Here is a 25,235-nt window from a genome sequence, read left to right as displayed (position 1 = left end):
GACAGGTTATATGATCATTTCACCTTGGCTGCTTGGCTTCTTTTTGCTCATTTTAGGTCCGATCATTGCTTCACTTTATTTCTCTTTTACTGACTATGACCTACTATCTAGTCCTAACTGGGTTGGATTCGACAACTATATTAACATTCTTACAAATGATCCTCGGTTTCGACAATCCTTAACTGTTACACTTATTTTTGTCTTTGTCTCCACGCCATTAAAGTTAATCTTCGCCTTAGCACTAGCAATGCTTTTTAACACCGGAAGAAAAGGAACTGGCTTTTTTACAACGATTTATTACATTCCTTCTATCATTGGCGGAAGTGTAGCGATCGCGGTTGTATGGAGGATTATTTTTGGTCGCAATGGTGCTGTAAATGAGCTCCTGCAAAGCGTAGGTTTGTCCGGTACTAACTGGATCGGCAATCCTGATACTGCACTATCCATCTTAATTTTATTAATCGTTTGGCAATTTGGCTCTCCAATGATTATCTTTTTGGCTGGTTTACGCCAAATTCCGACGGAGCTTTATGAAGCCGCGTCTGTAGATGGAGCCAATCGCTGGCAATCATTTAAAGGTATTACCATACCAATGCTGACACCTGTTATCTTTTTTAACCTGATCATGCAAACAATCGGCGGATTCATGATATTTACTCAGGCCTACCTCATCACGCAGGGTGGTCCAATGGATTCGACGTTATTTTATGCACTTTATTTATATGAGATGGCCTTTGAATATTTACGAATGGGCTATGCGTCTGCTATGGCATGGATACTTTTAGTAATTATTGCATCTATAACTCTCTTGCTGTTTATTACTTCGAAGAAATGGGTCTTCTATGAGTCAGAAGGAGGGAAATCATGAAAAAGAAACACTCATCCTTTTCAAATTTTATTTACTACACGTTTGTCATTCTCTTTGGATTTGTCATGGTTTACCCGATACTCTGGATGATTATGAGTTCTCTAAAGCCCGAAACAGAAATTTTTGGTAACGCAAGCTCCTTGATTCCTAGCCAATTACTATTTGAAAATTATGCTCGTGGCTGGGAAGGCTTCGGGCGAACAGGGTTTGATTTATATTTTCGAAATTCAATGATCGTGACCTCTCTTGTTGTAATCGGTACCGTCCTGAGTGCCAGCATCGTAGCCTACGGATTTGCACGCTTAAAATTCCGATTTAAACCTATCTTATTTGCTTGCCTAATGGCCACGGTCATGCTTCCAGTACAAATTACATTGATTCCACAATACATTTTGTTTCACAACTTAGGTTGGGTGAATACCTTCATCCCACTCATTCTTCCGGCCTTTCTAGGCGGACAGCCTTTCTTTATTTTTCTGCTGATTCAATTTATTCGCGGCATTCCTAGAGAGTTGGATGAAGCAGCGATCATTGATGGGTGCTCTACGTTTGGTATCTTTACAAGAATCATTTTGCCATTATTAAAGCCTGCACTAGTCACTGTTGTTATTTTTGCTTTCATGTGGACGTGGGATGATTTCCTCGCCCCATTGATTTACTTAAATAATGCCAACCTTCACACTGTCACACTTGGCTTACGCAATTTCATGGACGCAGACTCTGGGACAAATTGGGGACCGCTGTTAGCGATGTCCTCCCTCTCTCTGCTACCTCAGCTTATTCTTTTTGCGTTTTTCCAAAAGTACCTTGTTCAGGGTATTGCTACAACAGGTCTTAAATAAACCTTTGTATCGCCTGCAAAGCAGAGTAACATCCGCTTTGCAGGCGTTTACAGTATAGGATCAGAATTGCAAAAAAGTGTTATTGTAGTAAAATGAAAAACAAGTATGATAAGAGATATACCTGATGGATTAGGGGGAGTAGTTATGAAAGGGCTTACAGACGGTGCTTTTTCTATCTTTGAACGTCTTATGAATCTGGCTATATGGAATATAATCTGGGTTGGTCATACGCTAATGGGATTCATTATCTTTGGCTGGGCGCCAGCTACAGCGGCATTATTTTCCGTCCTTCGTGACGAAAAATTGAAGCAGCGAAATGATAGGAAATTAAAGACCTTCTTTTATTACTATAAGCAACACTTTTTTAAAGCAAATGTGATTGGTTTCCTTTTAATAGGGGGAGGACTCTCTATTATGTTTACCTTTTACACGTTAATCGATATGACATTTTGGATTAGGCTCCTCCTAGGTACAGTGCTGTTTGTTGTCTTTATTCTTTACTTGATCGTTGCTTTTTTTATTTTTCCAGTATTTACTCACTTCCATACAGATCTTAACCTCCACATTCGCTATGCATTAATGATCGGACTTGCATACTTACCGCAGACGTTTTTAATTGCCATGACCTTAGCCCTGACTGGAATCGCCTATCAGCTATTTCCTGGCATTATGCTATTTTACTTAGCCAGTGCACCTGCCGGTATGGTGTTAGCTATCTCACTGCATGTTTTCCAATCTATCGAAGAAAAGGCTCCTCCCGTATCGCTCAAGTATCACGAAGCATAATAAAGGATGAGAGCTATGAATATATTTAAGCGATATAAGGTTCAAAGTATTTTTTTCGGGAGTTTTCTTCTATTTTCCTTTTTGGTGTTAGGGATTACAACCTTTTTTAGCTACCAATTCTCCTCGACTCAGCTGATTGATAAGACAACAGAGTATCAGGAGGAGTCGCTTGAGCGCCTCAGCTTGGAAATCGGAGATAATCTTCAGCGCTTCCAGGAATACTCGGTTATTTTATCAAGACAACAGGCCTTTCGAGACTTGATTGCAGGTCATAGTTCCTCTCGTCTACCAGTCTCTTTTCGGACATCTGTAAATAACGACTTTGCAAATTTTATCTATAGCGCTAAAACGGTTCATTCTGTAGAAATATATATGAATCGACCTCCTGTAGACAACATTTCTCTGCCGGTTCGGTATGAATCACTTGAAACGCTAAGGGAAAGTAGCTGGTTTGAGGAGCTCGATAATATCTCTTATAGCTGGCTTGGTAGTAGACGAACAAACACCGTTGCTGGGGAAACAGATGTCGTCAGTTTTGGAAGGAAAATTAACTCGCCATCAGGTGACTTACTATCCGTTCTCCTTCTTAATCTTGATCCTTTAATCGTAGAGGGCTGGCTCCATAATGCCGAATCAGACTCTGAAGTTCTGCTTATCGATCATAAGGGCAGAACGGTCTCCTCAACAGGAGAAAGTCCCGTTGGCGATACAAATGATCACACGTTCAATAATGCTACTACCAATAAAAACGTAGTCAACACACTTGGCTTAACAGGTCTAGCTTCGGAGGACTTGGTCGTTTCATCCCCTATTCCTGTGCTCAACTGGCACCTTGTTCAGATTACACCTTTTGAGGAAATTACGGAAGACAGTCGAATGATGGCACGAAATTTATTTGCAATTGGTATGATGACGAGCTTATTAATCATCGTCAGCATTCACTTTTTAACAAGGCAATTTACCTATCCCATTCAGCGATTAACTACTGCAATGAAAACGTATCAACTTCATGAAAAGAACCCTGCCCTCCCGAATGACTACGCGAATGAGTTTGGGGAGCTCTTCTCAGGGTTTAATGAGTTAACAGAGCACGTAGAATCACTTTATAAAGAGATAGAAAAACAATATAGGCGACAAAGAGAAGCGGAAATTAAAGCGTTACAAGCGAATATGAATCCTCACTTCATTTACAATACGCTCGATCAGATTAATTGGACCGTTATCGAGCAAGGTAATCTAGAAGCAAGCAACATGATTGAACAATTGGGCAACATGCTCAGGATCGGCCTTTCAAAAGGCGAAAGTATTATTACGATTCAAGAAGAGCTAGATTATCTACAGTATTATATGAACATTCAGCATCTTAAATATGGAGACTCATTCACGTATTCTGTTGATGTGGAGGACTCCCTACGAGCCATGGAGATCCCTAAACTGACTCTTCAGCCTTTTGTAGAGAACTCGTTTATTCATGGGTTCCGAAACCAAGACGAGGGGCATATTCATCTTTTTATTGTGAAGGATGCCAATACAATTATTATTCGTATTTGTGATGATGGCATCGGCTTTGACAAGGTATTGAAACCATCTAATAATCAAGATATCGGAGGGTACGGAATAAAAAATGTACAGGAGCGCTTTGCCATCTATTATGGTGAGCACGCCTCTATTCGCCTCGACAGCTCGACAGACGGCACAACGGTTACACTAAGGTATCCACTGACAGCAGAGCATCTTAATAGGAATGCAACATCACAAAACCAGTAACAGGGAGGGAAGAGCCATGTGTAATGTTGTTATTATTGATGATGATGAAAAGGTTCGAAAGGGCATGAAAGCAATTATTCCTTGGAAAGAATTACACTGCCACTTTGCCGGATTTGCAACCAATGGACAAGAGGGTCTAACACTCATTCACGATACGCAACCGGATCTCATCATCACCGATATTTATATGCCTGTTATGAACGGTTTGGATATGGTCGAAAGTCTTCGCAAGGACGGAATAACGTCTCATATCATTATCTTAAGTGGTTACAGTGAATTTGAATATGCAAGAAAAGCGATGCGATTAGACATAGATGATTACATATCAAAACCCGCTTCTCCACAAACGATCAGTGATGCAATTCGTACGTGTATGAACAAAATGCCTCACTCAAATCACGAATATATTGTTGACTGGAAAGAATCAGCAAAGCCTCCGCTAAAGATTTTACACATACACGATACCCATTCCTTTCTTTCAGCGATTCGGAAAGCCGACTGTGAGCAGGCGTACGCTTTGATTGACTATATCTATCACTATCACGAGAAGGATGTGTTTAATCAGTCCGTTTGCATAGGATACGGGATTGAGATTTGGAATCTCATCACTAGTGCTCTACAGGACCTCGGTTTGAAGACTGAGGATTTCTTTGACGATCCGTTCCATTTTCATCAGCAGCTTTCAAGTCAAAGAAGCTGGGCACACTTTAGTGAATGGGTAAAATCACTTATCAATCAAATATGTACACACGATCAATGGGAGGAAAACATAAAGCATCGTCAATTAGTAGAGGAGATGATTCACTTTATAGATGGTCATCTCTCTGAGAATATTACGCTTCATGATCTATCAGCCGAGCTGTATATTTCCAGGAATTATTTAGGGCAAATCTTTAAACGGGTGACAGGAGAATCCTTTAAAAACTATTTAACGAAGGTACGTATGGAAAAGGCCAAAAAAATGATTCAGGATGGACATTATATGATTTATGAGATTTCGGAAGCGGTAGGGTTTCCGAATCCCGCCTATTTTACAACGACCTTTAAAAAATATACGGGTTATACCCCTTCAGACATGATTAATCGAACGATGCAGAGTTAAAACTCGTAAAATAGGAATACAAACATAAACGAACCACACTTTTTTAATAGATTTAAAAGGTTTCCATCACTTCCCTTGTTTTTATAGATATAGTCTAGTATCATTACAACTATAATGAACATTTTCAAACATTATAGGAGGTTTTTGAACAATGGAAATTCGTCATGCAACGAACCCGACTGACTTTAAGTCTTACACATCTGATCGACTTCGAAACGATTTTTTAATGGAAAACCTATTTGTTCCAGGAGAACTGAACATGGTGTATTCACACTATGATCGCGTGATTACAGGTGGTGTCATTCCGACAACCAGCGAAATAAGGCTAGATGCAGGAGACAAGCTACGTACAGAGTACTTCCTGGAAAGACGTGAAATCGGTATTGTCAATATCGGAGAAAAAGCCGTTGTAACGGTCGAAGGAGAAACGTTCGAATTAAATAAGCGTGATTGTTTGTATGTTGGTAAGGGAAATCAGAACGTGACCTTTGCAAGTGCGGACCCTGATAAGCCAACGAAGCTCTACCTTGTTTCAGCAAATGCACACAAAGAGTACCCAACTCAGCTGATGCCAATTAAAGACGCCACACCGACTAAGCTTGGTAGTGATGCAGAATCGAACAACCGTACTATCTATAAGTATATCCACGGCGATGGCATTCAAAGCTGTCAGCTTATGATGGGGATGACGCTTTTAGAGCCTAACAACATGTGGAATACGATGCCAGCCCACGTCCACGACCGACGCATGGAGGTTTATCTGTATTTTGATATGGACGAAGAGTCTCGAGTCTTTCACTTTATGGGAGAGCCTAAGGAAACAAGACATATGCTTATAAGAAATGAACAAGCTGTCCTCTCTCCACCTTGGTCTATTCACTCAGGTGTCGGAACAAATAACTACACGTTTATTTGGGCAATGGCTGGAGAGAATTATACGTTTACAGATATGGATTTCGTTGATATGAATGATTTACGATAGGAGGATACGTTTAGATGACTAATCTTTTTTCACTATCTGGTAAAACTGCGGTCGTGACTGGGTCTACACGAGGACTTGGACAGGGTATGGCGGTAGGATTAGCGGAGGCCGGTGCCGATATCGTTGGCATCAGCTTCAGTCCTCAGACTGAAACAAAGGCGCTTGTTGAGAAAACGGGCCAGCAGTTTTTTGAAATTCAAGCTGATCTAGCTGATCAATCCAGCCTCACAACAGTCGTCCATGATGCGATCTCCAAAACAGGGCGAGTCGACATTTTAGTCAATAATGCGGGAATTATCCGTCGGGAGGAAGCGGAGAATTTTACGGATCAAGACTGGGATGATGTCATAGATGTCAATTTGAATGCCGTGTTTCGATTAACAAGGGGCTTTGGCAAGCACATGCTTGAAAATGGGTCCGGTAAAATAATCAACATTGCTTCGATGCTATCGTTCCAAGGCGGTATGCGCGTCCCTGCCTATTCTGCAACGAAGCACGCCGTTGCAGGACTAACAAAATCGTTCGCAAACGAGTGGGCTAAAAAGGGTGTGAACGTCAACGCCATAGCACCAGGATATTTTGCTACGGATAATACAGCACCAATCCGAGAGGATAAAGCACGAAATGAGTTTATCACCTCCCGAATTCCACAAGGCGAGTGGGGTAAACCCGAGGACTTGAAGGGTCCCGTTGTCTTTCTCGCTTCCGATGCTGGCCATTACATGAATGGACACATTCTATGTGTAGATGGTGGCTGGATGAGCTCTTAATCTCAGCAAAAAAGCTTTCGCCTACTCTGGCGAAAGCTTTTTTGCTCTATTATCATGTAGCCTTGTGGGAAGAAGTGAGCGACAATTCCTTGCTACTAGTGGTTCCCTTTCAAAGCTGGGCAACGGTCGTTATGTGTAAGGGAAACGTTTTTGCTTATTGTTATAAGACTACTCCGTCTTTAAAAATCGAGATCTCTTTAAAACCATACCGTTCGTTGTTCGTTTTTGTTTTACCAGATGCCAAGTCGATGATATAACGCATGAATTCCTCGGCAAGATCCTCTTTATCTGTCCCTTCCACGAGAACCCCAGCATTAAAGTCAATCCAACGCTTTTTACGAGCGGCTAACGCTGTGTTCGTAGATAGTTTAACCGTCGGCACAGGCCCACCAAAAGGCGTTCCTCTGCCCGTTGTAAAAAGAACTATTTGGGCTCCTGAGGCAGCTAGTGCGGTGACAGATATTAAATCATTACCTGGCCCCTCCAGTAAATTAAGACCAGGAGCTACTAGACGATCCCCGTACTTTAAGACGTCAGATACTTGAGCAAAGCCCCCCTTTTGAACATTTCCCAACGATTTTTCCTCCAGTGTAGTTATTCCTCCATCTTTATTACCCGGTGAAGGGTTCTCATAGATTTGTTGCCCATGTCGTAAAAAGTACTCTTTAAAATCGTTGACCATCGTTACAATGTTATTAAATACACCTTCGTTATCCGCTCGCTCCATTAGCAGGTGTTCTGCTCCGAAGAGTTCCGGTGTCTCCGTCAGAACCGTCGTGCCGCCCTCTGCAATTAACCTATCCGAAAAGGCCCCAAGTAATGGATTGGCTGTTATACCAGACAATCCATCAGACCCGCCGCATTTTAAGCCTACCTTTAATTTAGATAAAGGAATGGGTTCCTTTTGAAAAGTAGAGGCATAGGCAACAAGCTCCTCGATGGCATTCAGTGCTTCTTCTATTTCATCCTCTACCTTTTGCACCTCGAGAAAGGCAATTCGTTCTTGATCAATCTCACCTATGACGTCCTTAAACACTTGGATGTAATTATTTTCACACCCTAATCCCATAACAAGAATAGCAGCTGCATTGGGATGGTGAATTAATCCACTAAGAATTTTTTGTGTGTTATGAAGGTCGTCTCCAAGCTGAGAACAGCCAAATAAATGTGGGAAGTGATAAACGCCGTCAATACCATCCTCTTCTGAAAATGTCTCATTAGCCATTTTGACGACCGTCTCACAGGTTTTATTAATACAACCAACTGTATTAATGACCCATACTTCATTTCGAATTCCTGCCTGCCCATCCTTGCGGTTGTACCCTTCAAATGTATATCCTTGCCTATCAGGCAGGCTCGCCTGAGGTTTTGGTACGTAGTCATAGTTCTGAGTTCCTGATAACGAGGTTTTTAGATTATGAGTGTGTACCCATTGACCTGCTTTAATTTCCTTTGTAGCATGACCTATTGGATACCCAAACTTATAAACGGACTCCCCTTTTGTGATATCCTTGCGCGCTATTTTATGCCCAGATGGGGTATCAGCTTCGACCTTTAAGCTTACTTCCCGCCCTTCGATCTGATCCCCTTTTTTATACTCTCTTAGCGTAATGAACACGTGATCCGCTTCGTTCACCTGAATATAGTCCACATTTGCTTTACTCATGGTAGCCCCCTTCATAATGATGATCACCAAACCGCCTACAGTCAAAATAACAACGTTGTTATTTCGGCTGTAGGCTAGTATACTACTAGCCTTTACGGATTAGTATATCCTTCTTAACGAGTGGTTCCCTGTGTCCCTTCCATAAAATGAGTAAGCTCACTCACGCTAGGATTACCCTCCCAGTCTCCTTTATATTGCGTAGCCAAAGCTCCCATCGCATTAGCACGAGTAGCAGCTGTTGGTATCAAATTCTTTAGGATGGAAGAATTTAACGGCTCTCGCTCTTGTAATAATACGGATAAAAATCCTGCGGAAAAGGCGTCCCCTGCTCCAACCGTATCAACGATGTGAGAGATACGACGAGGTGGCTCTCTGTGGAATGTGTCATTAAAACCTGTTATGGAGCCTTCTTCACCAAGCTTCATGACCACCACTTTGGGACCTTTAGATAAAAACTGAGCAAGGGTCTCCTCTTCTTGGTGACTACCTAGCAAAAGCTCAGCTTCCTCTTTACCAGGCATAAAAATATCAACAAGAGGTAGAAGCTCCATGATAGATTTCTTCCAAAACGATACTGACTGAAGCTTTAAACGAATATTAGGATCAAATGAAACAGTCATACCTCGTTCTTTTGCTTTCTCCATAGTAGCCTTTACCAGATTTGGCGTACTTTTTCCGATTGCAAGAGTGATCCCTGTTACATGCAAATGTCTTGCACCTTCAAACCACGAATCTTGTATATCGTTTACTGATAGCTTACTAGCGGCAGATCCGTTCCTGTAATAATAGACCTTTGGATCTCCTTGAACGGACTTCTCTTTAAAAAATACAGCTGTTTTTTCGCCATCAATTTGCTTTACGTCCTCTACGTCGACACCCTCTCCTGCCAAAGCGGATAGGATTAGCTTCGAGAATGGATCGCTTCCGAGATGACTGATCCACTTCGTAGATAAGCCAAGCCTAGATAAAGCTGTGACTACATTAGACTCCGCCCCACCTACAGATGGAACGAAATAGGGACTGAATGGAATTTGTGCCCCTTCCGTCGGTTGAAACAAAACCATACTTTCTCCAATTGTAACGACATCAATGACTTTCTCCGCCATGTTGTAATCCCCTTTTTATAGCGTGGATATAGGCCTCCGCTTTATCTTGAATCGTTTGGAAATCGCCTTTTTTAATAGCGTCTACATCGCATAAATTCCCACCAAGTCCAGCTGAGAAAGCGCCGGCTTGTAAATAGTCATAGATATTATCCGTGTTGATTCCGCCTGTTACCATCATAGGAATATGACATAAAGGACCACGAATATTTTTTAAATAGCTAGTACCCATCGCTCCGATAGGAAAGACCTTTACTGCCGCTGCGCCTGCCTCATACGCATTTACAATTTCAGTAGGAGTAAAGGTACCTGGCAAAACTTCGACACCTTGAGCTAGGCCATAATCAATAACGGCTTCATTAACGTTTGGAGACACAATGTATTCTGCGCCTGCAGCCACTGCCTCCTTGGCCATCTCTAAATTAAGGACGGTTCCAGCCCCAATCCTCATTTCCTCGCCAAACTGATGTTTAGCATCAGCGATCATGTCCAGTGCTCCATCTGTATTTAAGGTGATTTCAAGGAAGCGGATTCCTCCCGCTCTCAAAGCCTGAGCTGTCGACTTCCCCTCCTTATAAGTAATTCCACGGATAATAGCGATAAGCTTTGCTTCCTCTAATTCTTTTAATAGCTGACTCATTCTCTATCCACCTACTCTTTTTGATAATTTTTCTCTATTAACCTCAGGTTTGAAAATGTTCGTTTACGTTTATTATTGTATCATGCTCCATCATTCCTAAACAATGATTAGTTCAATAAATCTAGTTCTAACATTCACTTCCGATCTGATAGGCATAGTTCGAGTTCTATGGCTACTAATAAGTACCTCAAGTGCTATTACGATCACCGATTTGATAATTATTTTCAACATAACCTCTCTCCTTTACCTATTCATTTTTATTTAAAGTATAAAACGAAGCAAAAGATGCTTGTTGAATTAGAGCTTTCAATAGCAGAAATTTCATTGCTATTACAATTCAGTGATTAGAGCTATTTTTCTAGTACATTTAAAAAGCATAAAGGACTAACGCCTAAGTAATATAGGAATACAAATAATCATTTTTTCAGATTAAAGTTTATAATATTTAAACTATATAGTTAGTTTTTAAGTTAATAGAAAGATTATTAACAATGATTGATATGCATTTTTGGTATTAAATCCTTATCAGTAGTTAATTACTTAAATGCTAAATGATTGTAATTGTTAAATTAAATACTCATCTATACACTTGCATATACAAAAATAGTAGAGTAGAATTAACAAAAATTGCATTCAGTCATCTGATGACCTTATGATTTAGTTGTTGCAAGTAAAGCTTCCCTTTAATTATGAAGAATGGACTTTTAATAAGTAAAAATTTTATTCCTCAAGCTAGAACTACATTTTTTACAGAAGTTGATATACAAGGTCTTAAAATTTTTTATGGGAGAAAGATCGGAGGATAAACGATGAAGGTTTCTTTATTTATTACGTGTTTAGCAGATGTGTTTTATCCGGGTGTCGGACAGGATACAGTCGAGGTGCTAGAGCGTCTTGGCTGTGAGGTCGATTTTCCAACAGGTCAGACGTGCTGTGGGCAACCGGCTTATAATAGCGGCTATAAAAAAGATACGGTAAACGTGGCTAAACATACGATCACCACTTTTGCGCACGCAGAATATGTCGTTTTACCATCAGGATCTTGTGCATCAATGATTCATGAGTACCCACACTTGTTTGAGAGTGATCCCGAATGGAGAGAACGCGCCGAAGCGCTCGTCAAAAAGACGTATGAATTTACGCAGTTCCTCGTTCATGTATTAAAGGTAGAAGACGTTGGTGCAAAGCTATCAGCGCGAGCAACTTACCATACTTCCTGTCACATGACGCGACTACTGGGGGAGAAGGAAGCACCGTTAAAGCTACTTGAAAACGTGGAAGGATTAGATCTGCAACCACTGCCTAACCGGGAATCATGCTGCGGATTCGGAGGCACGTTTTCTGTAAAAATGGGTCAAATCTCAGAGCAAATGGTCGATGAGAAGGTCGAGCATATTAAGGAGACGAAGGCGTCGATTTTGATCGGGGCAGACTGTGGGTGTTTGATGAATATCGGGGGCAGAATGGAACGGAAAGAGGAGCCGGTTAAGGCGATGCATATCGCACAGGTGTTAAATAGTCGCGGGGAGGAGGAATAGCATTGGGGATTAAAATCGGAGATCAAAACTTTAAAAAGCGCGTCGAGGACGGTGTGTCAAATACGTTTATGCGCCAGGCTGTTTCGTCGGCTCAGGAACGTTTGAAGGGTGCCAAGGGTGCGGCTGAAATCGAGCTAGGCGACTGGGAGGAGTGGCGTAGTTTAGCGGAAGAGGTTCGCATGCATACGGTCGAAAATATTGATTACTACTTACATCAGCTAAGCGAAAATGTGAGTGAACTTGGTGGACACGTATTTTTTGCAGAGACAGCCGATGAGGCAAACGCTTATATTACGAAGGTTGCTAAAGAGAAAGAAGCAAAAAAAATCATTAAATCAAAGTCGATGGTGACAGAGGAAATCGGGATGAATGAAGCGTTAGAGTCGCTAGGCTGCGAGGTGATTGAGTCTGATTTAGGAGAGTACATCCTTCAGCTTGATGACCACGATCCGCCGTCACACATTGTTGCGCCAGCGCTTCATAAAAATAAAGATCAAATTCGCGATACGTTTAAGGAGAAGCGCGGCTATGACAAGACATCTGATCCAGAGGAGCTTGCGTTATTTGCTCGTGAGCAGCTTCGGCAAGAGTTTCTCACCGCAGATCTGGGAATAACGGGCTGTAACTTTGCGGTTGCGGAGTCTGGAAGTATCTCGCTTGTTACAAATGAAGGGAATGCGCGGCTTGTGACGGCACTGCCTAAAACGCAGATCACGGTGATGGGAATGGAGCGCGTCGTACCTACGTGGGAGGAGCTCGATGTGCTTGTCAGCATGCTCTGTCGGAGTGCAGTTGGCCAGAAGCTGACGAGCTATGTAACGGGGCTTACCGGACCGCGCGGCGAGGGCGAAGTCGATGGGCCAGAGGAGTTTCACCTAGTCATCGTTGATAACGGGCGTTCAAAGATTTTGGGCACGGAGTTCCAGGCTGCATTAAACTGCATTCGCTGTGCAGCGTGCATTAACGTTTGTCCGGTGTACAGACACGTTGGCGGACATGCTTACGGCTCGATTTATCCAGGACCGATCGGCGCGGTGCTCACTCCTTTACTCGAAGGCTACGACGATCATCAGGAGCTACCTTATGCATCGACGCTATGTGCGGCCTGCACGGATGCGTGTCCGGTCAAGATACCTCTGCACGAACTGCTAATTAAGCATAGACAGAAAATCGCGGAACAAAAGCGCACGCCGTTTTCCGAAACGCTCGCGATGAAAGGCTTTGGAATGGCAGCGAGTGCGCCAACCTTCTTCCATTCCGGCACAAAGTCAGCGCCGTTTATGCTCTCGTCATTTACAAAGAGTGGCTCGATTAAAAAGGGGCCTGGTCCGATGAAGCCGTGGACCGATATTAGAGACTTCCCAGAGCCAAAGAAGGAGCGCTTCCGCGACTGGTATAAAAAGCGTAGCAAGGGAGGCGATGCGCATGATTGAGAATCGTGATCGATTTTTAAAGAGGATAGCTAGCCGACTTGGGCGAGAGGAGCCTAGGCTTACTGGTGTAAAGCGACCAGTCTATTCAAGGTCTCCTCAGCATCGTGTGCTAGAAGGTGCGTCTACAGAGGAGCTTGTTGACGTATTTACGAAGCAGTGTGCGCGAATTCATACGGATGTGAAGGTAGCGACGGTTGATACGCTTGAAGTGGTGTTACAGGGTGCACTTGATGAAATCGGAGCAAAGTCTGTATTGGCATGGGATGACGCCCGATTTTCGCAATATGGATTAGAAGGATTTGTCGGAAAGGTGGATGTGTGGAGGGAAGGTGAGGCGTCTTTAGTCGACACTGCCGAGCGGGCGGATGTTGGTATTACGTTTAGCGATCGTACGCTCGCAGAGTCGGGCACAGTTGTACTTTTTAGTGGTCCAGGTCGAGGACGGTCGGTAAGCTTACTGCCGGAGAGTTACATTGCGATCGTTCCAAAGAGCACGCTCGTGCCACGGATGACGCAGGTGACGACAGAGATCCATGAAAGAGTAGCGCGCGGAGATGATATGCCTTCCTGCATTAATTTTATTAGTGGACCGAGTAACAGCGCAGATATTGAGATGAGCTTAGTCGTTGGAGTTCATGGACCTGTGCGAGCATGCTATATTCTTGTTGATGACGTATAATAAGTCCATAGAGACAAGTGAGGTGCGTCCAATGGAATTTAAGCAAGTACAGACAAAAAAAGTCGCGGAAGTCATTCGCGAAGAACTAGAAGCGATGATTCGTCAAGGCGATCTAAAGCCGGGCGAACGTCTCGATTCCGTCGAAAAGCTATCGCAGCAATTTAAAGTCAGTCGCTCGGCTGTGCGCGAAGCGTTAAGCGCGCTTCGTGCGGTCGGACTAATCACGATTCGTCAAGGAGAAGGAACCTTTGTAAATAAGTTTGATTTCTCTGAGCTCGTCGCGCCAGTTGCAGAGGCGTTTATTTCGAAGCAAGAGGTGTTAGAGCTGTTTCAAGTGCGCAAAATGTTAGAGTCAGGCGCCGCACGAATTTCGGCTAAAGAGCGAACGGAAGAGCAACTGGCTGAGATTCGCCAGGCACTTGAGGAAATGAACCAGGCGGAGGACAACCATGATTTAGGGCAGCAAGCCGACGTTCGCTTACATTTAGCGATTGCCAAAAGCACGGGTAACACACTCCTGCAGGAGCTCATGCAACAGATGGCAGAGACAATTGGCAAAACGATGTACGAGAGTCGCCGTATTGCCTTATTTGGCGATTCGAAGCAGTTCCACCTCCTGCAAGAAGAGCACGAAGCAATCGTTCAAGCTATCGAAGCTCGTGACCCCGAGCGCGCGGAGCAAGCGATGCTCGAGCATTTGATGCGCGTCGAGGATGGGATGATGCTATATAGTGAGTAGAGTATTAAGATAATTTTAAAAATTACACGCACCATCCGCAACTCCGTGGACTTTTTGTGAAGTATTTAATCAGCGGCTAAAAAAACATTGCTTTATTTCTAGCATCTTTACTCTTGTAATATTGATTTGATAATCATGAGACTTACGGGATCAAGGCTCTGAAGCAACAGAAAAGGAGTACCTCCCTAAATGTCGAAATAAGTAGTTACCACACCAACTTATAAGACTTGAGGAAGTCTCCGTATGACTATTATAAATAAGACAAGGAACTCTGTTTGGACTACAAGAATTATATGATATGAAACCTGCCCAACGATTTGAAGATGTTTTCTCTGCCATTAATGTTGACCCTATCTTCGATGTGGTAACGAAGAAATCCTGATTTGGCATGCCAGTAGACTTGAATTATGCAGCAATGATCTACTCTCTGGTCGCTCGTATAACTGAGCAAATTCCTTTCGTCAAAGATCTTGTGAAGCGATTATAGAACGATATGATGTTTCAATTAGATTGCGGCTTTTTAGTCTCTGATTCTGTTCCATCTGAATCGGCTTATTCAAGAATGGTGACTACTCTTAGTGAATCCAACGCTCTTGAAAAAGTGAAAGAACTGATTATCTATTAAGCTATAACAGAAGGGTTTCTCAAAGATGATACTGTTGCATAGATGCGACTCACTTCAAAGCAAAAGATCAAGCGCCTTTAAAGGAAGATAAACCTAAAACAAAACGAAGAAACGCGGACGAAAATCAAAAGAGGAAAGAGAACAATGGGTCATAGAACAAGCGGAACGCGAAGGGTTGGATAAACTTTTCGCTCCGACTTGTTTACGAGAACATTCCTATCGATATGATAGCTATGATAAGAAATACGAAACACTCATGTACACACATCCGAAGGAATGTCATGACTGTCCTCTTTTACATGAAGGCATGTGCCAAAAAGTATATAAAGTAAAAACCACGACAGTCCTGCGTAAATATACCGCATCAGCTAAAAGGCTCCTTAGCTTGGAAAAACATTTTCAATCGTCGCACTGCAGTGAAATGTGTAAACGCGGATTTGAAGGTATATTTTCAACTAGATAATGTCCGTTATCGAACAGGTAGACGTGCGGAAGTTCACGTTTATTTGGCCACGCTCGTTTATAATGCTTCAAAGCTAGCTGCGGATCGCATAAACATTAGATTAAAAATTCAAAAACAACCTGCATAAATTGAAAAAAAGGAAGAAATAAATTCTGCCTCTCTAACTTCACTCAAGAAAAGAGGCATTATGAAATAGATTCAATAGCTTGATTAAATTAAGAAAATAGATAATTATATAGACAATATCTTTCACCAGTCAGGCGTTTCATATGAATTTATTTTAGAAATATCTGGTTATATATTAGTTACACACTCTCGTTTGTTCTTACCCATTAGAATACTTATATCGATTCTTCTATATTTTTGCAATAAGTCAAAGAAAAATTATTTAGAAAACATCAATTCCTTTTAGATTGATCGGTTCTTTTACTATATACTAGATACACAATAGTCTCCTCTAATGAAACTTTATATTCACGCACGAATCAATCAAAAACCTATAATTGGACATTTCAAAAATAATTGTCTTCCTCGCTACATCAATTTGAAGTAATTGTTAAGTAGATCCATGTATTTATAGAAATGGGGACTCACGCTCCCTAATCATTTGTCTATTTTATTTTAGTATAGGGTAGTTACGGATCGCAACAAGCGCATCCATCTTGATTCGTTGGACAATATTAGTGAATCTAAGTGGCATATTCTTATATTTTCACCACGGCGTTATTTATTAGCACCTATTCCTGCTCTGCTAATCTTTTAAGGTTTTTCTTAACATACAAAGCTGTGTAGATCGATACAATCGCTGAAATGGCTGTAATGATAGATAATACGATCACCATGGTAAGACCTCCCTAATTAGAATAAGCTACCTCTCTCCCAACACGTTTTTACTCCTCGCCCGATGCCTCTTTGACCATCTCATGCTGACGAATGGAGGAAACATTCCATCCCATTTGATGAAGCTTGATGGCTAGAGGTCGTTCAGAATCTAGCGCGAGTTCGAGCTCACTACCTAACTGAGAGAGACCCCATGCAACAAAGCGGCCGTCCTCTGTGTTTGCTACGATATTAAGGATCTTGTTGCCGTGCATGGCAACGACTGCGTACTTTCCTTCATCTTCAAATCGATAATAGCTGGCTCCCCTTGCTTCAGCGGCATACGCATCGTGCTGCCAAAACGGTCGACCGTGGAGTAATTCTTCAAAATCAGTTGCCGAGGCAGGCTGCCATTTAGATTCAGATGGTACACCGTGCTTGGGACTTGTGAAGTAATGAATATCTCGAAGCACGCGGAACCCATTTTTCTTATAAAAAGCTAGGGCTGGCTCATTGGCTTGAATGACCTCGAGTATGTGCGTTGCACCGAGCTCTGCCACAAGCTCCTCCTGATCGTCGAGCAAGAGCTGTCCGACTCCGTGCTTACGGTGCGCAGGAATAATTGCAAGTGCTCCGCACCGAAACACCGTCTCCTCACCGTACTGCTTCACACCGCCTAAAATTGCGCCAACGACCTCGTCGCCTTCAAGCGCAACAGCCGAATAGCGAAGCTCGTTTTTATCGAAATCGAAGAAACGCTCTCGGAACTCATCTAACGTCAACGTCACGTCGACATAATAGTCCACAAATCCTTGTGTGATGACTTCGTACACTTGCTCAATCGATGGATTTCGAATAATTTCAACCATGTGCATCCCTCCTACTTGTACATGTACCCTATCTCACGCTCTGCTACTAATGCTTCTATATACTCCCGCGCAGCTAGATCCGTTGCCGCTTGATCGCCTTCGACTATCTCGATATTTTCTAACGCAAAGGTGCTAACTAATTCATGCCGATATATGGCTGGTTCAAAATAAGCATCTATGTACTCTTCTTCCTCTATACCCAAATATTCTGCGCGCTCGGCAATGGCAGCACTATTAGGTTCAATTAATCCTAACTCGGCAGCCCCACCGGCTTCGATCTGAAATCCTTGAGCTTCTGCTTCTTCTACTACCACTAGCTCCTCGACATAGTATCTAATAATAGATTCACGGTGTTCGTGACTATAGTCGAATCGATGCACATACACCTCTTCTTCCGTGATCTCTTCGCCATCAATTGTCGCTACAACATCCGTCGAGATTGACGGTGACTGACACGCGACCGTGAGCATGGCAATAATTATAAGCATCATCTTCACTCTCATCAAAAAATCCCCCTCTATGATCTTTCCATATTTTTATTTACGGAAAAGAGAGGGGGGGGGTGTTTTTTCTGGCTAGAAATAGATTTAATATTGGGTAACTAAATTATTTCTTAAATAATATTTATTATCAGAATCTATTTAATTCATCTAGCTGCATCTAATGACAATGAAATATGCGAGAAGATTAAGGTTAATTCTACTTCATACACATAATTTATTTTAGTAGCTTTTATAATAATTGAAAACATGCACAAACATTTTAGATTTATTATTTTAGTAGCATAATATTTCAAGATTTATAACGAGTCTTTTAATCGTAATCATTATTTGAATTAGTTAAGTTTGAGCTCTTTTTTACTATCTTCCTAATAAATGTATTGTAGGTAATATTCCAATTATAATACGATTCCTGAGTTATGAATCCCCAGATTTCACTTTTTAATTTTTTATCCGAATCATTACCAGTAGAAATTATTTGATGAAATGAAGATATAAGTCTATCATTTAAAGTTTTTCTTTGTTTATCTGAAAAACCAGGATACTTAGCGAAGTCATTCAAATAATAAAAATAATCTGACTCATATATCTTTTCTTTTGCACCTTTAGATATATAATATTTTGTATTAAATTCCACAACATTATACAACTTCATAGCTACAGTCTTATACATTGAGTTAAGACTAGAGTCTTCTTTCTCTAAAATATAATACCCAATGCTACAAGAAATAAAATATTCACTTTTATTTTTGTCTAGAATTTCGCATAAAAAACTGGCTGGCATTCTTTTATCTAACATTCTCATAAACGGAATTAATTCATACATATAATTTATATTTTCTATATTATTTTTTAAAATTATAAATAAATGTTGATACATTTTCTCTTTGAGATAGATTAAGGAATCTTTTTTTTCATCTATTTTAATGAACTCTGTTTTTGTTAATGGAAAAGTTAATCTGCTTAATTCTAAAGTTATTTCATTTTCAATTTTTTTTATAGCATTGAATATTTTAATATATATAGCAATTAAGTAGTTTGTGCTTTTATAATTAATGTTAATACTATAAATATTAGAAACTACTTCGATGGAATGCTCTATTATGTGTTTATGTCTTCCATCAAAAAAGATCGAAGACCTTATGGTCTTCAAGAAATAGTTAATAACTCTCGTATTAGATTGAGGTATACTCGAGAGCATATTCTCCATATTATAAAGTAAATCGTTCCACTCATACCTCGACCCTTTATAATCTGTAAAATCTATCTTTTTTAAAATTGAAGATAACAACTTTTGACTATTAAATCCTTCAAAAGCTTTTTTCAAAATTATTATAGAATTATCTGATATGTTAAATGGCCTTTCTTGTAGCTCGGACTTACTAACATTTAATGAAAGGTTGAATTCCATTAACGCAGAATTTAAATAATTCTCAATTAAATCAATAGTTTTCTTGTTTTTTGCAAATAAAAAATAGTCGTCTATAAACCTGTACATTTTATAATCAAGATGATGTACTAAATTATTCTCTTTAGCAATTGAGAATACCATAGTGTCTATCTTACCTAATAACATTTCCGCTAAAACTCTTGAGAATTCAGGACCAACAATTAACCCGTGAGTCTCATTAAAATTTATTATTTGCGCAATTTTGTCTGTAGCATTTGGAAACGCCTCTTCTAAGTTTTTATATTTTTTTGCTATCGACTTATCTCCAAAAAGTGCCCAAGATAATGAATGAGTATAAATACTCGGGAAACACTTTTGTATATCTAATTTTAAAAAATAATTGTATTTGTATTTATCCCTATTAAATTTAACAGAATTATATAAATTAGTTATTTTTTTATATTTATTATAAGAAAAATAATTATAAAACATAGTTTGATCTTCATCACTTGTAACAGACATTTCATTCAGAAAATTATATTCTTCTTCAATTTTTTTATATTTCTTTCTTTTAAGTTCTAGATCACGATACTTAGGCAAATTACGCTTTATAGGTGCCCTAACACTAAATGGGGATTTTTTACAAAAGGCAGTGATCATTTGTTCGTATGTAATAATATAATTAAACATTTGAATTTGCGCTATAGGATGAACTAATGCTATTTTTCTTCTCTCAGAATCATTTTTCGGAACATAAAAAAATAGAGGAACAGTATCTCGATTTTTAAAATTCTTAATAAATGCCTGAATGTCGACGTCCCTTAAATATTTTTTGGTAATATTTGAATAAACATTTTTATTTGAAAAAGCTATAGGTATCTCTTCAGGTAATACATCCGTCCTTAAAAAAAAGTGTTCATTCAATTTAACACACTCCCAAATATTGATACTTGAACAAAAATGATGTAAAATTTACATTATAATATAGTTAATTATATTATACTCAACCCTTCTGTGCAATTTGTCTTTGCACAAACCTCAATTCATAATGAGAAATCAAATGCTGATGAGAGGTACACACGTGATGGTCACTCAGAACAATTTGTGACCAACAAAGTATTAACTTTGTTTGCCCTTTACCTTGAAATATCGGTAAGGGGTGAAGGGTTGATTTGAAATATTAGGAGGAAATCAATATTAAAAAAATCCCAAGCTTAGATAAAATAATAACTGAAAAAAGAAGCTTTTATACTTTTACAGATAATGAAAAAGACTCTTTTTACAAATTAAAAAATGAACTAGAATACAAATACGGTATTAAGCCACTCTCTAGAGATGCTATTATAAAAGAACTAATCTCCACAATAACTCATGGTGATTATAAGAATTATTCAATTCCTAAAGCTGGACTTTATATTATAAGAACTGATATCAAAAATTTCTTTCCTTCTATTAATAAACATGTTTTATATAGGAAACTTACTAAATCTAGTCTATTATCAAAACAATCATTGGATACTTTAAAACCGATGTTTTTCTCAAGCAAAGTTGATGGAATTCCCCTCGGCCTACCTTTTTCTAGCGCACTATCAGAAATTTATTTAGAACATTTTGATGAAGACTTGCAAAGCACAATAAACCCTCTGTATTACTTCAGATATGTAGACGACATTATACTAATAAATTACATACCCCATGATGGATTAGATCTAAATAATGAAATAAATAAAATTATCGATGTCTTTAAAAAGCATTTTTTAGAACCTAATTTATCGAAAACTGAATTTATTCTTTATGAACCTAAAACTAATGATAAATATTTTAGTTATTTAGGATATCAATTCAATTTTGAGAATAATCAATTAAGAATTAGTATAGCTAGCAGTAAATTTAAAAAAGTCACAGACAGGATTAAAAATTATTGTTTTTTATATAGAAATAGCAATAAAACGAAAAAAGATTATTGGAAATTGTATTACAGATTAAAAAACACTTTATATGGAATTAGATCTTATAACAAAAATAAGAAAATAATGAATTTTGGAGTAGGTTACACATATAAATATGTTAATGATTATGAACAAATTAACGAGATTATTGATGTTACTCAAGCTCAAATTTTAACTTGTAATTTAAAAAATAAAGAGAGAAAGCTCCTAATTAATTTAGTGAAACCCTCTAGTCAAGAAAATAGTTTGTTAAAAAAAAGATATGATTATACTAAGTTAACTCCTAATCAAATGAATAAGATCAAGATGAATTTAAACATCACTAAAAATACAACTGAATTAAAAGATATCTTCTCTGTTATATATAAAAATATTCATAAATTTAAATAATACTAAAACCCTTATTTTTAATTAGTTTATTTAAGTTGCATGAAATCATTTTTATTGCACTTATTACTTTATCTATTTTTATCAAATTAAAGCAAGAGCCTACACCCCCAAGTGTAAACTCTTGCTCTTTACTATCCCAACTACCTCAACTCATCATCCAGCGGCACGATTTGCTCGTCTAACATGTGCTTCCATTCTCGTTTCATCATTTGTGGGTACTGGAATGGTTTTACTTCGGGATGCTGCGCTTTGAATGTTTCGTAGTCCTTGCTTTCGATGATGCTTCTCATGTTTGGGATCGCATCCATGCCAACTGTGTACTGAATCGCAGATGCGTGTAACTCATTAATAGAGATGCACCAGTACGTGCTAAAGCCCTCAATCAACTGATCCTTTTTCTGTGTAAAGAAGTGTCGCTTGACGGCAAATATATCTTGCCCCTCTTTAATGCCTTCCTCATCAATCGCATTCAAAATGCTACGATAGACGTCTTTTACTATCTCGACTTTATTCAATTTCTGGAGCGCCTTCTCGATTTCTTCGCGAACATCCGGATTATTCGCCTGATAAACGCCTAGTAGCTGATCGATATAACTAGAATCTATGTCATAGAGCCTCTTTGTGGAGTCGCTATAAAAAGTGAGTTCGGAGAAGTCTGAATCATTTCCACCATCATCATCTTCATCGATATGGACGAGCGATCCCTTCACCGTCTCATACACACCAACCTCTTCCTTCAGCACACCCACCTGATCCTGGAGCGCGCTTGATGTACCTATATCTTGATTATAAGTATCATACGTCACGAGCGCTTCATATGCATTATTCATCTCTTGGAACGCCTTTACATAGTCCACGCGCGTTTCGACCGACGACTGCTCATCGACATTTCCTTCTGATTCGACAATAGCAGAAAATTCTTTATGCGCCTTTTTAAACCGTTTCTTTGCTTCCTCGTACGTTGGATAAATAAGGCCCGTCTCTTCATTAGCCTGTGAATATAGCTTCGTTGCCTTTTCTACGTTTTGTTCCATGGTGCTCGGCTTTCGGAACGTGACGATTAATCCCTTTGTTTTATCTGGATACGTTCGATTCGTTCGAGAAAATGCTTGGATTAAGCCTGCGTATTCTAAGTTCCGATCCACAAATAACGTTTGAATGGTTGGCGCATCGAATCCTGTTAAGAGTCGATCCACGACGATAACAATATCTACTTGTCGACCAGGCTGCTTAAATTCGGCGCGCTTTCGAGCTAAGCGGTTGTTAATATCGCCATTGTAGCGCTCGATATCTTGCAATGACCAAGCTGTTCCATAATACGTATTATAGTCATCAATAATGCCTTGCATCTCTTTTTGTTGATCAGCCGAGTCTTCGTTATTTTCTTCTAATGAGTACGTAATCGCAATACGCGGAAAGTCCGGATCATCCATTGTGCGTCCCTCACGAATCGGCAAGTCAGGAAAGACGCTTGTCATCCAATCGTCCTGTTGCGTCATTTCTTTAATAGCACGGTAATAGCGCTTTGCCATGGCAATCGAACTCGTCGTCAAAATCGCGGACTTTGTCGGCTTTCCGTTCTTAAAGTCAAACTTCGTATAAGCATTATCTGGTCGCAGAACCTTTTGAATCACTTGCTTGACGTGCTCATCACTTTCATACGTACTACTTTCTATATACTTTTCCTTTTCAACACCGGTCATCTCATCAATCACACGATTAATCTCTGCCCCAGGTTTAGTCGCGTACTTGTCAACCTGCCTCAGCTTTTGATGAATCATATTGTCGATGGACGTTGGTTCAATCGTCGCCTCGTGCTCTACTTGAAATCCAAGTACAGCGCCATCTTCTAGCGCATTTTTAATCGTGTATGTATGGAGGACTTCCCCGTACTGATCAAATGTTGTTCTAGCAAGCTTGCCCTTCGCCTGCTTTTTATTCTCTTCAAAAATAGGTGTGCCAGTGAAACCAAACCAAGTGGATCTAGGAAAGAAGGCTTTAATCTCCTCCATATTCTCTGCACTGAGCGCACGATGGCATTCATCTACAACAAAAACAATGTGTTGCCCTATGAGTTTCTCGTAACGGTTTGTTCCCTTTTGCTCTTCTACCTTTTTAGCATGCTTTAAAGCAGCATCGAGCTTTTGACGCGTCGTGATAATCACGACATTGGAATTCGCGTCTGCTAACAGAGTTTTACTCAGCTCCTGCGCACTACCCGTTCCTACGATGAGGCTGTTCGCAGGCGTCGTTCCTGAAGAAATGCCAGTATTAAACTCTGACGCAAACTTCGTAAATTCACTCGTCGTCTGATTATCTAAATCCTTCCGATCAACTAGCATAATCGTGCGATCAATGCCCGACTTTTTCGCTAGTAGCTTCGTAGATACAAAGCTTGTTAGTGTCTTCCCAGATCCAGTCGCATGCCACACATAGCCGGACTTATTCTTATTTGCGGCTGTAAACAGAGCCTCAATAGCATGTATTTGATACGGATGAAGCACCATTAGCGTCTTATTATCTTGATCCTCACTTACGACCGTATAGTGCGCGATTAGCCGATGTGCATCCGGAATATTAAGCGCCTGCTTACAAAATTCATACAGATTGTCCACCTTTTTATTATCTTTCGTACGCCAGCTAAACATAAACTTCTTGTGCATATTCTTCGGCATCGTATTCGCGATATATCTCGTCGTTTGCTCGTTAGAAACCACGAATAGTTGCAAAGTCGAAAAGATGTTGTTACGAAACACTCCTTCTTCGGCATATTTCTTCACCTGATTAAATGCTTGATAAACACCGTCACGTGCGGTTACCTTTTTCAATTCGATTTGTACAATTGGTAATCCGTTGATCAATAACGTCACATCAAAGCGGCGATCTCGCCCTTCACTTTGGTCTCGCTTTTTCGCAATTTGATTAACGACTTCGTAGCTGGAGATCCCACCGCCAATATCCTGATTTGAATACAAAATGAGCGAAACAAAGCCAGCTTGATCATTCTCCCGCTCAATCGTAATACGCGCGATGCCGTTCTCCCCTTTTAACCACTTTGCCGCATCAAAAGGCGTTTGCGTACGTAAAAGAAGTTCTGTTTTAATCGCCTCAAACTCTTTATCCGTTAATGGCTGATCTCCAAGCTCTGAAAGGTTATTTTGCGTAATTTTTTGACGAAGGTTTTGCCAAAGGTCTTCCTCCGACTTTAAATCGTTCCGATACGTCCACTGGTTATGACCATCTCCGAGTACCTCGATTAAATGCGATTCAATTTCCGCTTCCGAACGATGTGATAATTGATGCAAAAGAGCCACC

19 protein-coding genes and 1 pseudogene are annotated in these 25,235 nt (G+C 40.1%); 13 read left to right on the top strand and 7 right to left on the bottom strand.

What is annotated here, in order from left to right; genetic code table 11:
• The first annotated feature begins 10 nt into the window (after nt 1–10).
• The 7 genes from FLK61_RS01450 to kduD all read left to right on the top strand — a co-directional run bounded on the left by FLK61_RS01450 (nt 11) and on the right by kduD (nt 7,117).
• Complete coding sequence (locus tag FLK61_RS01450) at nt 11–868, top strand: carbohydrate ABC transporter permease (protein ID WP_249777720.1); 858 nt, start codon at nt 11–13, stop codon at nt 866–868.
• A complete protein-coding gene (locus FLK61_RS01445) occupies nt 865–1,710 on the top strand; it encodes a carbohydrate ABC transporter permease (RefSeq protein ID WP_176007775.1) in 846 nt (281 codons plus the stop codon). Before FLK61_RS01450 ends, FLK61_RS01445 begins: the two co-directional genes overlap by 4 nt.
• Nucleotides 1,711–1,854: 144 nt before the next feature.
• Nucleotides 1,855–2,496 (top strand): YesL family protein, encoded by a 642-nt coding sequence (locus FLK61_RS01440; RefSeq protein WP_176007774.1) that lies wholly within the window; start codon nt 1,855–1,857, stop codon nt 2,494–2,496.
• A gap of 15 nt (nt 2,497–2,511) precedes the next feature.
• Complete coding sequence (locus FLK61_RS01435) at nt 2,512–4,263, top strand: cache domain-containing sensor histidine kinase (protein ID WP_176007773.1); 1,752 nt, start codon at nt 2,512–2,514, stop codon at nt 4,261–4,263.
• Between the two features lie 16 nt (nt 4,264–4,279).
• Complete coding sequence (locus FLK61_RS01430; protein ID WP_176007772.1) at nt 4,280–5,365, top strand: response regulator transcription factor; 1,086 nt, start codon at nt 4,280–4,282, stop codon at nt 5,363–5,365.
• Between the two features lie 151 nt (nt 5,366–5,516).
• Nucleotides 5,517–6,347 carry a 5-dehydro-4-deoxy-D-glucuronate isomerase gene (gene kduI / locus FLK61_RS01425; RefSeq protein WP_176007771.1) on the top strand — a complete coding sequence of 277 codons (831 nt, stop codon included), beginning with the start codon at nt 5,517–5,519 and terminating at the stop codon, nt 6,345–6,347.
• 14 nt (nt 6,348–6,361) lie between these two features.
• Nucleotides 6,362–7,117, top strand: a complete 756-nt coding sequence (gene kduD / locus FLK61_RS01420; RefSeq protein WP_176007770.1) for a 2-dehydro-3-deoxy-D-gluconate 5-dehydrogenase KduD — start codon at nt 6,362–6,364, stop codon at nt 7,115–7,117.
• A 160-nt stretch (nt 7,118–7,277) separates the two neighbouring features.
• Here kduD and FLK61_RS01415 read toward each other — a convergent pair whose 3' ends face one another.
• The 3 genes from FLK61_RS01415 to FLK61_RS01405 all read right to left on the bottom strand — a co-directional run bounded on the left by FLK61_RS01415 (nt 7,278) and on the right by FLK61_RS01405 (nt 10,526).
• Entirely contained in the window at nt 7,278–8,783 is a 1,506-nt protein-coding gene (locus tag FLK61_RS01415) for a UxaA family hydrolase (protein ID WP_283811876.1), read from the bottom strand.
• Between the two features lie 113 nt (nt 8,784–8,896).
• Nucleotides 8,897–9,889, bottom strand: a complete 993-nt coding sequence (locus FLK61_RS01410) for a sugar kinase (RefSeq protein ID WP_176007769.1) — start codon at nt 9,887–9,889, stop codon at nt 8,897–8,899.
• Nucleotides 9,870–10,526: a bifunctional 4-hydroxy-2-oxoglutarate aldolase/2-dehydro-3-deoxy-phosphogluconate aldolase gene (locus tag FLK61_RS01405; RefSeq protein ID WP_176007768.1), complete on the bottom strand. Its 657-nt coding sequence runs from the start codon at nt 10,524–10,526 to the stop codon at nt 9,870–9,872. The genes FLK61_RS01410 and FLK61_RS01405 overlap by 20 nt, the downstream gene beginning before the upstream one ends.
• A gap of 809 nt (nt 10,527–11,335) precedes the next feature.
• Between FLK61_RS01405 and FLK61_RS01400 the strand changes: the two genes are divergently transcribed.
• The 5 genes and pseudogenes from FLK61_RS01400 to FLK61_RS01380 all read left to right on the top strand — a co-directional run bounded on the left by FLK61_RS01400 (nt 11,336) and on the right by FLK61_RS01380 (nt 16,130).
• On the top strand, nt 11,336–12,064 hold the full coding sequence (locus FLK61_RS01400; protein WP_176007767.1) for a (Fe-S)-binding protein: 729 nt from the start codon (nt 11,336–11,338) through the stop codon (nt 12,062–12,064).
• Nucleotides 12,065–12,066: 2 nt separating this feature from the next.
• Entirely contained in the window at nt 12,067–13,497 is a 1,431-nt protein-coding gene (locus FLK61_RS01395; RefSeq protein WP_176007766.1) for a LutB/LldF family L-lactate oxidation iron-sulfur protein, read from the top strand.
• Nucleotides 13,490–14,176: a LutC/YkgG family protein gene (locus FLK61_RS01390; RefSeq protein WP_176007765.1), complete on the top strand. Its 687-nt coding sequence runs from the start codon at nt 13,490–13,492 to the stop codon at nt 14,174–14,176. Before FLK61_RS01395 ends, FLK61_RS01390 begins: the two co-directional genes overlap by 8 nt.
• A 31-nt stretch (nt 14,177–14,207) precedes the next feature.
• Nucleotides 14,208–14,915 carry a FadR/GntR family transcriptional regulator gene (locus FLK61_RS01385; protein WP_176007764.1) on the top strand — a complete coding sequence of 236 codons (708 nt, stop codon included), beginning with the start codon at nt 14,208–14,210 and terminating at the stop codon, nt 14,913–14,915.
• A gap of 298 nt (nt 14,916–15,213) precedes the next feature.
• Nucleotides 15,214–16,130: pseudogene (locus FLK61_RS01380) on the top strand (transposase).
• A gap of 763 nt (nt 16,131–16,893) precedes the next feature.
• On the opposite strand, the gene FLK61_RS01375 reads toward FLK61_RS01380, so the two are convergent.
• The 3 genes from FLK61_RS01375 to FLK61_RS01365 all read right to left on the bottom strand — a co-directional run bounded on the left by FLK61_RS01375 (nt 16,894) and on the right by FLK61_RS01365 (nt 20,505).
• Entirely contained in the window at nt 16,894–17,691 is a 798-nt protein-coding gene (locus FLK61_RS01375) for a GNAT family N-acetyltransferase (protein ID WP_176007763.1), read from the bottom strand.
• A gap of 11 nt (nt 17,692–17,702) precedes the next feature.
• Nucleotides 17,703–18,194: a hypothetical protein gene (locus FLK61_RS01370; RefSeq protein ID WP_176007762.1), complete on the bottom strand. Its 492-nt coding sequence runs from the start codon at nt 18,192–18,194 to the stop codon at nt 17,703–17,705.
• Nucleotides 18,195–18,504: 310 nt separating this feature from the next.
• The gene (locus FLK61_RS01365) at nt 18,505–20,505 is read right to left on the bottom strand and encodes an RNA-directed DNA polymerase (protein WP_176007761.1); all 2,001 of its coding nucleotides are present in this window, start codon (nt 20,503–20,505) and stop codon (nt 18,505–18,507) included.
• A 266-nt stretch (nt 20,506–20,771) separates the two neighbouring features.
• Between FLK61_RS01365 and FLK61_RS01360 the strand changes: the two genes are divergently transcribed.
• A complete protein-coding gene (locus FLK61_RS01360; protein WP_176011094.1) occupies nt 20,772–21,920 on the top strand; it encodes an RNA-directed DNA polymerase in 1,149 nt (382 codons plus the stop codon).
• A 140-nt stretch (nt 21,921–22,060) separates the two neighbouring features.
• On the opposite strand, the gene FLK61_RS01355 is transcribed toward FLK61_RS01360, so the two are convergent.
• On the bottom strand, nt 22,061–25,225 hold the full coding sequence (locus FLK61_RS01355) for a type I restriction endonuclease subunit R (RefSeq protein ID WP_176007760.1): 3,165 nt from the start codon (nt 25,223–25,225) through the stop codon (nt 22,061–22,063).
• Between the last annotated feature and the right edge of the window lie 10 nt (nt 25,226–25,235).

The sequence above is a fragment of the Paenalkalicoccus suaedae genome, assembly GCF_006965545.2.
In the GTDB taxonomy this organism is placed as follows: Bacteria; Bacillota; Bacilli; order Bacillales; family Salisediminibacteriaceae; genus Paenalkalicoccus; species Paenalkalicoccus suaedae.
This window is presented reverse-complemented; position numbering and strand designations above follow the sequence as displayed.

What these genes read in the sequence shown, in the direction of transcription:
- FLK61_RS01450 (WP_249777720.1), top strand. Translation starts at nt 11, where the DNA reads ATGATCATTTCACCTTGGCTGCTTGGCTTCTTTTTGCTCATTTTAGGT.
- FLK61_RS01445 (WP_176007775.1), top strand. Translation starts at nt 865, where the DNA reads ATGAAAAAGAAACACTCATCCTTTTCAAATTTTATTTACTACACGTTT.
- FLK61_RS01440 (WP_176007774.1), top strand. Translation starts at nt 1,855, where the DNA reads ATGAAAGGGCTTACAGACGGTGCTTTTTCTATCTTTGAACGTCTTATG.
- FLK61_RS01435 (WP_176007773.1), top strand. Translation starts at nt 2,512, where the DNA reads ATGAATATATTTAAGCGATATAAGGTTCAAAGTATTTTTTTCGGGAGT.
- FLK61_RS01430 (WP_176007772.1), top strand. Translation starts at nt 4,280, where the DNA reads ATGTGTAATGTTGTTATTATTGATGATGATGAAAAGGTTCGAAAGGGC.
- kduI (WP_176007771.1), top strand. Translation starts at nt 5,517, where the DNA reads ATGGAAATTCGTCATGCAACGAACCCGACTGACTTTAAGTCTTACACA.
- kduD (WP_176007770.1), top strand. Translation starts at nt 6,362, where the DNA reads ATGACTAATCTTTTTTCACTATCTGGTAAAACTGCGGTCGTGACTGGG.
- FLK61_RS01415 (WP_283811876.1), bottom strand. Translation starts at nt 8,783, where the DNA reads ATGAGTAAAGCAAATGTGGACTATATTCAGGTGAACGAAGCGGATCAC.
- FLK61_RS01410 (WP_176007769.1), bottom strand. Translation starts at nt 9,889, where the DNA reads ATGGCGGAGAAAGTCATTGATGTCGTTACAATTGGAGAAAGTATGGTT.
- FLK61_RS01405 (WP_176007768.1), bottom strand. Translation starts at nt 10,526, where the DNA reads ATGAGTCAGCTATTAAAAGAATTAGAGGAAGCAAAGCTTATCGCTATT.
- FLK61_RS01400 (WP_176007767.1), top strand. Translation starts at nt 11,336, where the DNA reads ATGAAGGTTTCTTTATTTATTACGTGTTTAGCAGATGTGTTTTATCCG.
- FLK61_RS01390 (WP_176007765.1), top strand. Translation starts at nt 13,490, where the DNA reads ATGATTGAGAATCGTGATCGATTTTTAAAGAGGATAGCTAGCCGACTT.
- FLK61_RS01385 (WP_176007764.1), top strand. Translation starts at nt 14,208, where the DNA reads ATGGAATTTAAGCAAGTACAGACAAAAAAAGTCGCGGAAGTCATTCGC.
- FLK61_RS01375 (WP_176007763.1), bottom strand. Translation starts at nt 17,691, where the DNA reads ATGGTTGAAATTATTCGAAATCCATCGATTGAGCAAGTGTACGAAGTC.
- FLK61_RS01370 (WP_176007762.1), bottom strand. Translation starts at nt 18,194, where the DNA reads ATGAGAGTGAAGATGATGCTTATAATTATTGCCATGCTCACGGTCGCG.